This window comes from Bacillus australimaris (assembly GCF_001307105.1).
Taxonomy (GTDB): domain Bacteria; phylum Bacillota; class Bacilli; order Bacillales; family Bacillaceae; genus Bacillus; species Bacillus australimaris.
In genome coordinates this window covers 253,834-268,320 of sequence record NZ_LGYN01000027.1, presented here as the reverse complement: position 1 = coordinate 268,320, position 14,487 = coordinate 253,834, and the positions used below count along the sequence as shown (strand labels likewise).

General features: G+C 40.5%; 14 protein-coding genes and 1 riboswitch. Of the genes, 6 read left to right on the top strand and 8 right to left on the bottom strand.

Annotation, left to right across the window (positions count from 1 at the left end; all coding sequences use genetic code 11):
* Positions 1–29 precede the first annotated feature (29 nt).
* A riboswitch (TPP riboswitch) is annotated at positions 30–139 on the bottom strand.
* Between the two features lie 59 nt (positions 140–198).
* Positions 199–2,040 (bottom strand): monovalent cation:proton antiporter family protein, encoded by a 1,842-nt coding sequence (locus tag AKG37_RS15430; RefSeq protein ID WP_060699609.1) that lies wholly within the window; start codon positions 2,038–2,040, stop codon positions 199–201.
* A gap of 160 nt (positions 2,041–2,200) precedes the next feature.
* On the opposite strand from AKG37_RS15430, the gene prpE reads away from it, so the two are divergent.
* Entirely contained in the window at positions 2,201–2,944 is a 744-nt protein-coding gene (prpE, locus tag AKG37_RS15425) for a bis(5'-nucleosyl)-tetraphosphatase PrpE (protein ID WP_060699608.1), read from the top strand.
* A 41-nt stretch (positions 2,945–2,985) separates the two neighbouring features.
* Here the strand turns inward: prpE and AKG37_RS15420 are convergent, their stop codons facing one another.
* From AKG37_RS15420 to AKG37_RS15405, 4 genes are all read right to left on the bottom strand, one after another.
* Positions 2,986–3,879 (bottom strand): RluA family pseudouridine synthase, encoded by an 894-nt coding sequence (locus AKG37_RS15420; protein ID WP_193391721.1) that lies wholly within the window; start codon positions 3,877–3,879, stop codon positions 2,986–2,988.
* Positions 3,880–3,896: 17 nt separating this feature from the next.
* Positions 3,897–4,697: an NAD kinase gene (locus AKG37_RS15415; protein ID WP_060596013.1), complete on the bottom strand. Its 801-nt coding sequence runs from the start codon at positions 4,695–4,697 to the stop codon at positions 3,897–3,899.
* 63 nt (positions 4,698–4,760) lie between these two features.
* On the bottom strand, positions 4,761–5,390 hold the full coding sequence (yjbM, locus tag AKG37_RS15410; RefSeq protein ID WP_039177834.1) for a GTP diphosphokinase: 630 nt from the start codon (positions 5,388–5,390) through the stop codon (positions 4,761–4,763).
* A gap of 33 nt (positions 5,391–5,423) precedes the next feature.
* The gene (locus tag AKG37_RS15405; protein ID WP_060699607.1) at positions 5,424–5,789 is read right to left on the bottom strand and encodes a UPF0738 family protein; all 366 of its coding nucleotides are present in this window, start codon (positions 5,787–5,789) and stop codon (positions 5,424–5,426) included.
* Positions 5,790–6,025: 236 nt separating this feature from the next.
* Between AKG37_RS15405 and AKG37_RS15400 the strand changes: the two genes are divergently transcribed.
* From AKG37_RS15400 to AKG37_RS19055, 5 genes are all read left to right on the top strand, one after another.
* Positions 6,026–6,604, top strand: a complete 579-nt coding sequence (locus AKG37_RS15400) for a CYTH domain-containing protein (protein ID WP_060699606.1) — start codon at positions 6,026–6,028, stop codon at positions 6,602–6,604.
* Positions 6,605–6,625: 21 nt separating this feature from the next.
* Positions 6,626–7,393, top strand: coding sequence for a lytic transglycosylase domain-containing protein (locus AKG37_RS15395; RefSeq protein ID WP_060699605.1), 768 nt, complete (start codon positions 6,626–6,628; stop codon positions 7,391–7,393).
* Positions 7,394–7,674: 281 nt separating this feature from the next.
* Positions 7,675–8,073, top strand: coding sequence for a globin domain-containing protein (locus AKG37_RS15390; protein WP_060699604.1), 399 nt, complete (start codon positions 7,675–7,677; stop codon positions 8,071–8,073).
* Positions 8,070–8,981 (top strand): ClpXP adapter SpxH family protein, encoded by a 912-nt coding sequence (locus tag AKG37_RS15385; protein ID WP_060699603.1) that lies wholly within the window; start codon positions 8,070–8,072, stop codon positions 8,979–8,981. The genes AKG37_RS15390 and AKG37_RS15385 overlap by 4 nt, the downstream gene beginning before the upstream one ends.
* Positions 8,982–9,276: 295 nt before the next feature.
* Positions 9,277–9,450, top strand: a complete 174-nt coding sequence (locus AKG37_RS19055; protein ID WP_162838487.1) for a hypothetical protein — start codon at positions 9,277–9,279, stop codon at positions 9,448–9,450.
* A gap of 107 nt (positions 9,451–9,557) precedes the next feature.
* On the opposite strand, the gene pepF is transcribed toward AKG37_RS19055, so the two are convergent.
* The 3 genes from pepF to cls all read right to left on the bottom strand — a co-directional run bounded on the left by pepF (position 9,558) and on the right by cls (position 14,442).
* Positions 9,558–11,384: an oligoendopeptidase F gene (pepF, locus tag AKG37_RS15380; protein WP_338021072.1), complete on the bottom strand. Its 1,827-nt coding sequence runs from the start codon at positions 11,382–11,384 to the stop codon at positions 9,558–9,560.
* 214 nt (positions 11,385–11,598) lie between these two features.
* Entirely contained in the window at positions 11,599–12,759 is a 1,161-nt protein-coding gene (locus tag AKG37_RS15375) for a competence protein CoiA family protein (RefSeq protein WP_060699601.1), read from the bottom strand.
* 162 nt (positions 12,760–12,921) lie between these two features.
* Positions 12,922–14,442 carry a cardiolipin synthase gene (gene cls, locus AKG37_RS15370; RefSeq protein WP_060699600.1) on the bottom strand — a complete coding sequence of 507 codons (1,521 nt, stop codon included), beginning with the start codon at positions 14,440–14,442 and terminating at the stop codon, positions 12,922–12,924.
* Positions 14,443–14,487: the final 45 nt, after the last annotated feature.

Genomic DNA, 14,487 nt, shown 5'->3' with positions numbered 1-14,487 from the left:
AAGTGGCTTGGAATTTGTAAAAAGCATAGTCAAAAACCGCACCACTTCCCTACGCAGGTATGAACCTGTTCAGGTAATGAGGGTCTAAAAGTCAACACTTTTATCTCAGCCCTTTTAAAGGACTCCCCTAGTGGATCAAATATATGATGTTGTACCTCTATCTTAATCAGGAATTGTTCATTGGTCAAGGGTTCATTGTCACTCTAGTTGGGCTCTTAGTCCTGCCACATACTCCCGGGAGCCCGATACAAGCACACGGTCGCCGCTTCTAAGCGTCGTATCTCCATGCGGGACTAAACTGTCTATCCCTCTGAAAATACGGACAAATACCAAGTCACCCGTAAAAGGAAATTCTCGCAGCATGACATTATGATAACGATGATTATTCATTTGAATTTGATACAAAGAAGTATCCTCATTTGTTAACAAACGAATCGCATCAGGTGCTTCAATCAAAGCTCTTAGCACCGTTTTAGATGATAGGAAAGTAGAAAACGTATCAACGCCTGCTTCCTTCAATGTCAGCTCCGTTTCTGCTTTATTGACACTTGCAATGACTTGTTTCGCTCCTTCTTCTTTTGCAAATAAAGCAATTTCCTTATTTTTCGTCTCACTGCCTGTTGCTACAACGAGGACATCCTCTTGACCGATGCCTGCCTTCCTCAGCGTCTCATCATCGTATTGCTCAATTGATTCGACTTCAAAAATGGAATCTGCCAGCAGCGCTTCCTTATTTTCTTGAAAGACATGCAAAATTCGAATATCATATTCATCCTGATGCAAATCAAGTGTGACAGGTAAGGTCAGCTGATTTGCACCAATAAAAGTCACACGCTTCTTATGGCTTGCTGCTTGTTCTTTTTTAAACAGTGCTTTAAACCAAACAGGTGTTAAAATACTTGTTAACACAGCGACTAAAATGAGTGCTCCAGACATTTTGTGATCAATGACACCGAGCCGCTCACCAATTGTAGCAGCTGCAATAACGAGTGATAACGTTGAAGTTAATAAAAAGCCGGAGCCGATGACCTTTTTCATGTCATACCATTTTTTCAAATAAAGGATCGGAATGAGCTTACTAATAAGCAATGCAATAAACAAAAGCGGAATCATGATCATAATGGTTGGGTCTTTAAACAGTGCCCATATGTTCAGATCCACTCCGACCATCACGAAAAAGATCGGGATTAAAAATCCGTATCCAAAGGAGTCCAGCTGCTGGACAAGCTCTTTATTGGGCGAAAGAAGAGACACAAGGACGCCGGCTAAAAACGCCCCAAGAATATTTTCTGCCCCAAGTGATTCAGATAAGGCAACTAAGACTATAATGAGAGTAAAGATCGCCCTTGTCCCAATTTGCACGGTGCCTTTTGACATCGACTCAAAAATCGACTTTGTCTTAAATACGCGGCCAAATAAATAAAGAAGAATACCTGCAGCAAATAATAAGAGCAGGAGCCACATGTTTCCTGTCCCATCTCCATAAATAGAGGAAAATACAGCAAGTAAAATCATCGTGACCAAATCAGCAATGACCGCAACAAGCAGAATAATTTGACCGATATTCGTCTGCATCAACTTTTCCTCTTTTAAGGTGGGAACCACAACCCCTAATGAGATGGTAGATATAATGAGCGTCATTAAGAAGGCATTTTGGATAAACCCTGCGAGTACAAACGCATAGGACAAAATAAAAGAAATACAAAATACCCCAAGAAAAATAATGGTGGCTGCTTTAAACGTATTTGGTTCTTTTAAGCCATTTGGAAGTTCTCGTGCTTTCTTCTTTGATTCAAAAGAAGAAAAATCTATTTCAAGTCCACTTAAAAACATCAGAAAAATAAAACCGAGCATAGATAACGTATCTAACCACGCATCATGTTCGACAACCAGTTGAAGACCGCTTTTTCCAATGATGAGCCCCATGATGATTTCAGCTACAACGACCGGAATGGTCAGCTTAAATCGGTGCAATAAAATGGGGGTGAAAAAGGCGACAATAATTACGACAACGAGTGATGAAACAGATGTATGCTCCATTGGCAAAGCCTCCTAACATGTATGTTTAATATTTTAAGTCTTACGTTAAAGCATTGATTCTAACAATTGCCCAAGTGAAATGAAAGTCATTCGTTATATTTTCTAAAATTCAAACTTCTTTATATCCGATGAATGGATGAAAAAATCAGGAGGAAACCCTATGAAATTCGATATCATTGGCGATATCCACGGTTGCTACGAAGAGCTGCTTACCCTCATACACAAACTAGGATACGAACTCAAACATGGATTACCCGTCCATCCTGATAAGAGAACGCTTGCCCTTGTTGGTGATTTAACAGATCGAGGTCCTCAGTCAGTAGATGTCATGCGCTTTGTCATTCATGCCTATTCACACGGCGCAATCCGCTATGTACCCGGCAACCATTGCTTTAAGCTTTATCGCTATTTGAAAGGAAATCCCGTGAAATTGCTTCATGGCATTGAAACCACAGTGAACGAAATAAAAAAACTGCCCATTCATGAACAAAACAAATTGTCACATGAATTTAAGCAGTTATTTGAGAAGGCTCCGCTTTATGATGTACTGATTCCTGATGAGCTGATCATTGCACACGCAGCAATGAAGGAAAAGGATATTGGAAGAAAGCCGAATAAACAGATGCGGTCCTATCTATTATTTGGTGCCGTCACAGGAGAAACCTGGCCAGATGGACGGCCTGTTCGAAAAGACTGGGCAAAGGAGTATCATGGAAAACCGTGGATTGTGTACGGCCACACCCCAGTGAAAGAACCTCGATTCGTTGGCAGAACCGTTAATATTGATACAGGCTGCGTGTTTGGCAACCAGCTGTCTGCCCTCACATACCCAGAGCTTAAAACAGTCTCAGTTCCTTCCTCTATGCCTTATGACGAATCAAGGTTTCAGCATTTCACATCATAAAAAAACCCGGCTCTGCGCTGCAGCTGTCCGGGTTTCTCTATTTAAAGAAGCAATGATTTCATATCATCAGGGAGCGGAGCCGAAAATGTCATTTGCTCACCTGTCATCGGATGAGGAAACATAAGGGTCTCACTGTGCAGAGCCTGCCTGTCCATCCGCTCGGCCGTTCCTCCATACAACGTATCTCCGATGAGTGGATGGCCAAGATACTTCATATGAACACGAATTTGATGCGTTCTCCCGGTTTCAAGTGTAAGAGACACATCTGACATATTCAACTCAGCATCCACTGCTCGCACTGTATAATGCGTTACTGCCTCCTGCCCCGTATCATCAACCATCCGCTCGATGATACTATCCCCTTTTCGAGCAATTTTTGCAACGATGGTTCCATGCTTTTCTGTGATCACGCCATGTGTAAACGCTCTGTACGTTCGCTTGACCGCTCCACTTTTTTGCGCCTTTGATAAAAGGCTGTGGGCAAAGCGATGCTTCGCCACAAGCATGACGCCAGATGTATCACGATCAAGGCGGTTCACCAAATGAACCGTGAGGCGAACAGACTGCTTGGCATAATGGTGCAGTAATCCATTCGCAATACTGTGCTCAGGGTGCTCCCGAGAAGGAATCGATGGAATATATGGCTTTTTATTCAGCACAAGGACATGCTCGTCCTCAAATAAAATATCAAGCGGAATCGGTGCAGGCTTCAGCCCTTCACTGACCTTTTCCTCGGGAAATAAAATGGTGAGCCTGTCCCCCTCATGCAGCTCGCACTTCACAGTGACATGCTCTCCATTAATGAGAAGGTCACCGCCATCAAATTTAATATCCGTCAGCATTCTTTTCGAAATACCAAGATCAATTAAATACTCCTTTAAAAGCAGCCCTTCTTCTTTGGCTGTCATGGTTTTGTTTAACGTAAAGTATTCCAGCGAGAACAACCTCTTTCTTATTCGCCTTTTCCGATAAAGGAATCTTGTACCCTTTTCCAAAACGGAAATGGTCTAAACCTGGCAAAACGGACATTCTCGTCTGCCACCCGGCATTGAATAGACTTGACATCTTTATGAAGCAGCGTCAAATGATCAATGGTCACCTGAAAATCGACATCATTCATCGGTTTAATCACACAAGTATGGTGGTCTGGCAAAATAAGCGGCGAGCCGACCGTCCGAAACACTCTGTTGTTGATTGAAGCCATTTCTGCCAGCTGAATGGCTCTAATGGAAGGGTGAATAATGGCGCCACCAAGTGCCTTATTATAGGCCGTACTGCCAGATGGTGTAGACAGACAAAGGCCGTCTCCTCTAAATGTTTCAAAGAGCTGACCCCTAATTTCAACATCTGCCACAAGCGTTCCTTCCATACTTTTAATCGTACATTCATTCATCGCTAAATATTTCTCTTCTCTTCCGCCATCGTTGTATCTAACAATGACTTCTAAGATCGGATATTCCACTATATGATAAGGCGTTTTCGCAATGGCTAAAACGAGTTTTTCAATTTCACTCGGCACCCAGTCAGCATAAAAGCCAAGATGACCTGTGTGAACACCGACAAAAGCTGTCTCATTCAGGCGGTCGCTATAACGGTGAAAGGCATAGAGAAGGGTGCCGTCTCCACCGACTGTAATGACAAGGTCCGGTTCCTCTTCATTTAGTTCCATACCAAAATCCAATAAGTAGGTCTGAATTTTATTTTTGAGCGTGTCAGAAACAGAATTCCCTTTCGAAGAAACTGCAAATTTCATGAATTCTTCTCCTTTTCCAGCTTGCTGCTGTGGGAGGGCAGCATCATATTTGATCAAACAGGCTCAGCTGTCGTTTTTCTTTTTCCGGGAAAATGCGACTTGTGCTTCTTGAATTTCCCCTCTAATTTCGGACATTTCTTCATCGAGACGAGATGCTGCCTCAGATGCTCTTTGAAGGCGTAGCTTGACCTTCTCCGGGATATTTCCGCTATATTTATAATTCAGAGAATGCTCAATGGTCGCCCAAAAGTTCATCGCAAGCGTGCGAATTTGGATTTCGACAAGGAGCTGCTTCTCTCCGTTGATCGTTTGCAGCGGATATAACACAACAAGGTGGTACGAACGGTATCCGCTTTCTTTATGTTCTGCAATATAGTCGCGTTTATCTACAACCACAAAGTCTTTACGTGACTGGAGCATTTTCTTCACGACTTGTATATCTTCTACAAACTGGCACATAATGCGAAGCCCGGCAATATCCTGCATCGTTTCAATCTCATGCATCGGGATGTTTTTACGCTTTGCCTTTTCTAATATGCTGGCTACGGGTTTCACTCGGCCTGTGACAAACTCTACTGGTGAATGGTCATCCTCGAATTCATACAGCTTTCGAATGCCTTTTAGTTTCACTTTTAATTCTTCGACTGCTTGTTTATACGGTGCGAGGAATTGATCCCATTGTTTTTTGTCCATGAAACTTCCCCCAATTCCATATACCTAATTATTTCAGAGGAATGTGCTCTTCACTTTCTCTTCCATATCTCCGTAATTGGCATTGTCTTTAATATTGTCGATTAAATAATGTAATTCCTGTTGAAGCTGAATGAGTTCCAGCGAATGGTCATCCGATGCCAAATAGACAGGGATGTCACGATTCATTGCTTCTTTTAATGGAGCCCATGTATGTTCTCCTAGAATAAGATACGAAAAGGACTCCTCTGTTTCAAGTATGTAAACGAACGCAAAGTGATCAGAATCAACTAGCATTTGTCCTGATGCTTTTGCTTTTTGTATTTGCTCTTCTGACTGGATCGTCAAAATCAGCCTGTCTTCTTTTAAAGTTGCTTCTGTGATTTCAATTCTGTTTTGCATCATGATCTCCTTTACAACAAAGTACAGCTTTATTTTATCATATCAAGTTCAATATTGATAAACCGAACTTCTTGAGAAAATCCTGTTTTCCACTTTTATATGTTCCTTTCATATAATTCTCCATTCATTTTGGGACAAGTATAAAGAAAATATAGAGAATAAAACACTCTTTTACATGGTGAACATACTTCATGTACAATAATCATATTTCCTCTAAATGAAAGGTTGATATCAAAATGGCACAGGAAATTGAAATAGAACTAAAGCAATTATTAATGAAAGAAGAATTTGAACAGCTGAAGCAACATTTTGAATTGAACGATGCGGATTTCCACACGCAAACCAACTATTATTTTGATACACCTCAATTTGATATAAAATCTCAATTTGCTGCATTAAGAATGAGAGAAAAAGACGGTCATTGGGTTCTTACATTAAAGGAACCGCACGAAATAGGCTTGCTCGAAACCCATCAAACAATTGCTCCTCCTTCAAGATTTGACGATTTTGAGCTGCCAGAAGGTGAAGTAGCGGACAGGTTAGATCACCTGAACATTCAAAAGGATCAAATTGAGTACTTTGGTTCACTTGAAACGTCAAGAGCAGAAAAAATGATCCAAGAAGGCTTAATTGTTTTGGATCACAGCCGATATTTAACAGTAGAGGACTATGAACTTGAATTTGAAGTGAGCGACCTGGAAATCGGACAAGCCGCATTCTCCGCATTGCTCGACAAATTTCACATCCCTGTACGAAACACGAAAAACAAAGTGGTTCGTTTTTATGAAGAAAAAATGAAAACACAGAATAGATGAATTCCTTGAAGGAGGAACATGATGAACGTCAATCAACTTCAATCCTTTATGCAGCTTCAAGCGCTTAAAACGTTACAAACAGATCAAGCACAAACGCAAATGCCGGCAGGTCAAGAATCGAATGCACAAGCTTCCTTTCAGTCACTGCTGCAAGATTTTTTAGGCGGATCAGATTTATCACGTCTTCCGCTTTCCATCTCTGCTCTTATGGGCACGGACCCAGCAACAGATCCGAACACACAATATGCGCGTACAAACCCGTACTTAGCTGCCATGGCAGGCAGTGACCAGCTTCAGACTCAGCCATTATATTCAAATGACACTCAATTGAATACGGCAAATGGCATTGGAAATGTCTTAAACAACAGCTACACGCCGCCGCTTCAAAAGGCTGTCTCAAGCGGATCATCATCAAAAGAGATTAATCAAATCGTGTCACAAATGGCTCAAAAGCACGGTGTTCCAGAAAAGCTGATTCACGCAGTCATCAAGCAAGAATCAGGCTATCGCACGAATGCAGTCAGTCATGCAGGTGCACTTGGGCTCATGCAGCTCATGCCATCTACTGCTAAGTCACTTGGTGTGAATAATGCCTTTGATGCCGCCCAAAACATCGAAGGCGGAACGAAATATTTAAAACAAATGCTTCATAAATATAATGGAAATGTCTCACTCGCCTTAGCTGCCTATAATGCAGGTTCAGGAAATGTAGACAAATACGGAGGCATTCCTCCATTTAAAGAAACACAAAATTATGTAAAGAAAATCACAGCACAATATTTCGCTTAAACCGAAGAGAATAACCTCTTCGGTTTTTTGTATGTCGCTTTTCACCCTTTTTTGACTGAATGTGTTATGATATGGTCAATTGATCACGGAACCTGCCCCACTCTTTATTTCGAGCAGACCAAAGCGGTTTGTTTGTGGAATTGAGTTGAGGTTGTTAAAATAAGTTACAAGAATAGAAACAATAAAATAGAACAAACTGAATATCACTTTTTGAAATAAATGAAATTTGCAATAGGATGAGTCATTCATCCTATTAACTACAAGTAAAAGGAGTAGTCAACATGGTACAATCGTTTAACGCACCTTACGAAGCGGTTGGAGAGGAACTTCTATCGCAACTTGTTGATACTTTTTATGAAAATGTAAAGTGTCATCCTTTGCTTCATCCTATTTTCCCGGATGACTTAAAAGAAACAGCAAGAAAACAAAAACAGTTTTTAACGCAATATTTAGGCGGACCCCCGCTTTATACAGAGGAGCATGGCCACCCAATGCTGCGGGCGAGACATCTCCCTTTTCCGATTACTGAGGAGCGGGCTGACGCATGGCTTGAATGCATGGAGGATGCAATGGATCAAGTAGAACTAACCGGCGATATTCGTGACTTTTTATTTGAACGGCTTTCTCTGACGGCTCGTCATATGGTCAACCAAACACATGAAAAGGATGGACGATCTTGAGCTGCAATACGCACGATCAATATTTCGCACACTGTCACGGACATCCTCAAAAGCCGATTGAAATCTATGTATTCATTGATCCTCTAAGCCCGGACTGCTGGTTATTAGAGCCATCCATTAAAAAATTGAAAATGAAATTTGGCCGTTTTTTCACTTTACGAATGGTCACAAGTTCTAGTATTAATGCCTTGAACCGGAAAAGAAAAAAACATTTACTGACCGAAGCATGGGGGAAATTTGCCACCAAAACCCAGACCAAAAAAGAACAAATGCTGTCTGAACAAATTGTGACATCGCCCTATCTCGCTTCACTCGCACTAAAAGCGGCTGAGCTTCAAGGCAGAAAATGCGGAATGAAATTTCTGCGTCTCGTTCAGGAATCACTTTTTTGCCATCAGCAAGATGTCACGAGTGAACAGGTGCTCTTAGAAAATGCAAAAAATGCTGGACTGGACATCGAGGAATTCCAGCGCGATATTCATTCTCAAAGTGCTGTTAAAGCATTACAATGTGATATGAAAATTGCAGCTGAAATGGACGTATCTGAGCTTCCAACCTTCGCCTTTTTCAATACCGTAAACGGAGATGAAGGATTAAAAATATCAGGCGCGTACTCTTATGATGTATACGAGGAAATCCTTTTTGAAATGATTGGTGAAACCCCAACACCTTCAGAACGGCCTCCTATTGAATGGTTTATTGCTTACTTTCAATTTGCATCAGCAAAAGAGATTGCTGTTGTCTATGATCTGACGCTTGAAGAAGTTGAACGAGAAATGAAAAAGCTGGCCTTCGCTCAGAAGGTAGAACGTGTACAAGTGCATCAAGAAATGTTTTGGCGTCATAAAGAGAATGAGAGCCATACAGAGCTTGATGTCTATCGCTGTGAGAATGAACATGGGTGCTGACCCATGTTTTTTCTTTACCCCCAAACAGAACTAATGTTCTGTTTAAGAGCACGAAGAAACCGCGCCGGGATAAGCGCGGTTTCACTATGTCTTAACGACAACAAAGGGGATGGGAGAAATTTTTCACGGTCAAACAAAGGGGTAATGTTTGTATGTGATTAATTTCACATCTGTAGTATATCAAATTTTGTCGACTTATGACAACAGATATGCTAGATGTTCATATTTTTGTCACAAAACATAAGAGGGTTGTCACTTTCATATAGTGAAAGTAACAAAAAATGGGGGGATTTACATGCGCAGCACAACCATTGGACTTGTTGCCATTGGCTTATGTTTCTTTTTAAATATATTAGGCTTAATGAAAATGCTTCCTCTTTATGTGACGTCTCCGCTCTTATTTGCTTCGATTCTTTTTACTCTTTATCGAATGAATCACCGCAACACCTTTAGAGGATTTAAAGGTTAATGGTTGACAAGGAACGACCTCGACATGCGAAGAGGTCTTTTTTTATATGAAAAAAACTCCTGTCAAAAGATGAGCTGGCACTCACACGTCTGACAGAAGTCTTTTCATTACTCACCTGTTTTTGAGATGAGCTCTTCCATTTCTTTCAGTTTTTCTTCGAACAATTGACATGCTGCTTCGATTGGTTCTTTAGAAGCCATATCAACCCCTGCTTTTTTCAGCACATTGATTGGATAATCAGAGCTTCCTGCTTTAAGAAAATCTGTGTAGCGCTCTACCGCAGGTTTTCCTTCTTGTAATATTTGCTTGCTTAATGCTTGTGCGGCACTATAGCCTGTCGCGTATTGATACACATAATAGTTGTAATAGAAATGAGGGATTCTCGTCCATTCCAATCCGATTTCCTTATCAACCACCATACCATCACCAAAATACTTCTTATTCAGGTCGTAATAGAGGTTCGTCATAAATTCTGGCGTTAAAGCCTCTCCTTCTTGTGCTTTCACATGAATAAGATGCTCAAACTCAGCAAACATCGTTTGTCTGAATACCGTTCCTCTAAACCCTTCTAACAAGTGGTTTAACACATACAAGCGCTGCTTCTTATCATCTAAATGATTAAGCAGATATTCGCCTAGTAACGCTTCATTTGTAGTGGAAGCTACTTCAGCTACAAAAATACTATAGTTTCCATACGGATATGGCTGATGCTTTCTTGTATAGTAGCTGTGCACGGAGTGACCAAATTCATGAGCCAGTGTAAATAAATTATCGATATTATTTTGCCAGTTCATGAGGATATATGGATTTGTGCCATAGCTTCCAGATGAATAAGCACCGCTTCGTTTCCCTTTATTCTCATAAACGTCTACCCAGCGATTTTCTAGTCCTTCTTTTAACACGGACACATATTCGTCACCTAATGGCGCTAACCCTTTTAGCATATAATCTTTTGCTTCATCGTAGGTTAGCTTCATGCCAGCATCTTTCACAAGCGGTGTATACAAGTCATAATTGTGCACTTCATCAAGCTTTAATACCTTTTTACGTAGTTCAATATAGCGGTGTAGTAATGGTAAATATTGATGAACTGTATCAATTAGATTGTCATACACTTCTTCTGGAATACTGTTACGTGATAAGGCGGCTTCTCTTGCCGATTTGTAATTTCTCACTTTTGCATAAAAATTATCTTTCTTAATTGAACCGCTCAGTGTAGAAGCAAGTGTATTCTTATATTGATCATACGTTTTATACACAGCTTTAAAGGCATTCTTCCTCACTTCACGATCATCACTATTTAAAAATGTGATAAAGTTGCCGTGGGTAATTTTCTTTTCCTCCCCATTCTCATCCTTTACAGAAGGGAACGAAATATCGGCATTATTAAACATACTAAAAGTAGTGGATGAAGATGAGAGAGGTTCAGAGGCCTCAGCTAATAAAGCTTCTTGCTCCTCACTTAGAATATGTGGACGCTCTTTATTAATTTCTTCGAGAGCATGTGAGTACAGCTTTAATTCTTCCTTTTCCAGAATAAACTGCTGCAATTTATCTTCTTGAATTGATAGTATCTCTGGAACAATATAAGCAGATGTACTAGACAGCTGTGTAAATAAATTCGATGCCTTATCATTTAGCGCCTGAAATGATGAGTTCGTTGTATCTTCATCGTATTTCATGTGCGCATATGTATAAAGCTTGCCAAGCTTTTCAGAAAGGTGATCCTGAAAGGTTAGGGCTTCATACAGGACATCAGCAGAATGGGCCAGCTTGCCTTTAAATTGGGCCAGCTTCGGAATTTCTTTTTTGACCGCTTCGAATTCCTTGTTCCATGCCTCGACGCTTTCAAAAATATCTTCAAGACGCCATTTGTTTTCTTCTTTTACTTCGCTTCTGTCTGGTAAATGGTTGTTTTTGCTTTGTGAAGTCATATGAATCCCCCTTGCATGAGTTGTGTTGAACCAACCTTTCGGAAAGTGAAAGAAATTGGTGTTGTATTTATCTTCTTTGTTTTGAACTATATTTGTCAAATCATATGCAGAAATAAATACCAAACAGACTAAAAAAATGAGAAAAAAGCGTTTCTTTCGATTCAATAGCAGCACCACCTTTTTCTTATCATGATCAAAGTGGTCATGAAACATGCTAATGAAATAAGAAAGCATCACGTTTTAACACTTCATCTACTGTTCGGATCAGCATTTGATTCGATGCTATTTCATAATTACCCTCTTTCGTCATGTGTAAAAACCCTTGTCTCTCAAGCGCCTTTACATATGCGGTGACCACCTCTTTTATTTCTTCTCTTGAAACATCGCCATATCGGAGTTTCACTTCTTTCCTCTGTACACATCGATTGATTTCTTCCATCAACATTTGAATCGTCACTCGTCCGCTTCCTTTTTTTCTGATCATCCAATCATACAGATATCCCTGCCAAACATACACGGGACTAGTAAAGATATACGCTTCTTGCAGTGGAATAAACAATTCAGTTGGCAGAAAAGGGAAAGCTGTTTGATGATGCTCATAAAAAATGTCTCTCAAACGTTTACTTTCATTTGATAAAATGCGAGGAGGACGCATTCTAAAGTGCTGAATACATTTAAGCCATTGTTCGTTTACTTGACGCTTGCTAGGCGGCTGGGATAAAAGTGCCGGAAGTTCGCGGTATGCTGAAGGTGATCTGACAGTCATTTCGGCACATATTTTTGTTGGTTGGAACGCGAGGATTTGATCAAGATGAATGAATCTATTCTGAATTGGGCAGAAAAAAATCAGACGCCTTTTCTGAGATTCTCTTAATATTCCCCAATGAATGGAAGAGAAAGAAAAAAGCTGGGCAGATTTTCGTTTTAAACGATTTGCCCCTATCACCCATATTGGAAAGAGCTCTGCTTCACGGAGGCCTTCTGTTCTTTTGCGCAGCTCTTGCCGGGAAATATTTGCACATTGAAATTCGATGGCATATCTCACCTCTCCTGTAGAAACAGCCACATCAGGACGCTGATGAATCTTTGAGATATACTGTTCCAGCGCCGGTTTATATCCAAGCCGCTTCAGCCAATTCATCAAGGCTTCCTTCCCTGCCTGATGATAAACCGTTTCGCCTGCGGCTAACGGACATGCTGTCAGCTGTTTATGCGCAAAATGATAGACACGATGCTCCCCCAGCTTTAATTGCACCTCCTCCCTGCATTCTGGACAATAAAATTTGCACGTAGTTCTTACATGCTCCAACCGTCTTTTCGATAAATGATGTGTAATTCGGATAAGCTTACCGTTATCCATGATTGCTGCATTCATTCAGTTCGCCCCTCGCTCTTTGTTGACCGTATCATAGCTTGTTCGTCTATAAGGAGGCGAATAGGTAAAATGAACTTTTATCGTGTCAAAATATGATTTTACTGACCATTTCCATAGTAAAAATTAAAAATCCCCCTTATAAAAAGGGGGAAAATACAATCTTTATAAAAGCGGTGATAATAATCTTGCTGTTGATTCAAATAGTCTGACCCTCAAAGGTCTCTTTGCAAATTCTTCTGGAACAATTTCATGTGACCGCTCTAAATCACCTAAGAAGTCGTTGACGAGCTTCTCTGTGCTTTTCGTTTTATAGAGGAAGGCATTCACTTCAAAGTTCAAATGAAAGCTTCTCATATCCATATTTGCCGTTCCAATCGAAGCCAGCTCACTGTCCACTATAATAAATTTACTATGCATAAAGCCTTGATCATACTCGTACACCTTCGCCCCTGCTTCAAGAAGCTCCGGGAAGTATGAACGAGACGCATGGAAGACAATTCGCTTATCTGGATTCTTTGGAGCAATAATCCGTACATCTACTCCGCTCAATGCAGCAATTTTCAATGCGGACAAAATATCATCGTCCGGCACAAAATACGGTGAAGCGATCCAAATGGACTTTTTGGCGGAAATGATCATAGAGAAAAAGAGATTTTTAATGACCTCCCACTGTTTGTCAGGACCGCCAGCAATCATTTGTACACCTTCTGTTGTACTCTCCACATGGCTGAAATCTTTGAAATAGTCCACGCCTGAACATCTTTCATTCGTCATATAATACCAATCCTGCATGAAAATCTGCTGGAGGTCACGAACAGCTTCGCCCTTAATCATTAGATGCGTATCACGCCAGAATCCATATTGTCTGCTTCTGCCCATGTATTCGTCTCCAATGTTAAGTCCGCCGACAAATCCTACTTCTCCATCAATCACGACGATTTTCCGGTGATTTCGGAAGTTAATTTTATTATTTAACAAGGGTAGCCTTACTGGCAAAAACGGAACGATCTGAACGCCAGCCTTTTCTAGATCAGCAACATATTGACGAGAGAGCTTTAAGCTTCCTACATCGTCATATAAAAAACGGACAATCACGCCATTTTTCGCTTTTTCAATGAGAATATCCTTTAATTCTTGGCCAAGGTCATCGTGGCGGAGAATATAATATTCTAGGTGAATGTGATGTGTTGCTTTTTTAATCTCTTCAAAAATATGAGAGAAGGTTTCTTCACCATTGGTTAGGACTTTAGAGGACGTGCGATACGTAATAGGGGTATGTCCAAGTCTGTGGGCTAGCTTAAATAAAAGCTGCTGATGATCACCCATATGCGTCATTTTTTCAATCGTTTCTCTATGAACACGTTCATCTTCCTGGATTAACTGCTCGTCGAGTACCGCTTTCTTTTCGAACAGACGGCGCTTTTTAATATTGCGTCCAAAGAAAATATAGAACAAAAATCCGAATAACGGGAAGCTGCCAAGCAGGACAAGCCAAGTAATCGTTTGAGACGGATTTCGGTTCTCTAAGAAAATAACAAATCCGATGAAGATAATCGATAAAGTAAATAGAACACTGACAGAACTTAATACACTTACCGCTAAATCACCGGCAATTAATTGAATGATTAAATAAGCACCTATCGTAATGATAAGAAAAAATAGAACTTTGACTAAATTTCTCATTTCATTTTCTCCTTGCCGATCTCTTTATTTACCTATTCATTCAGA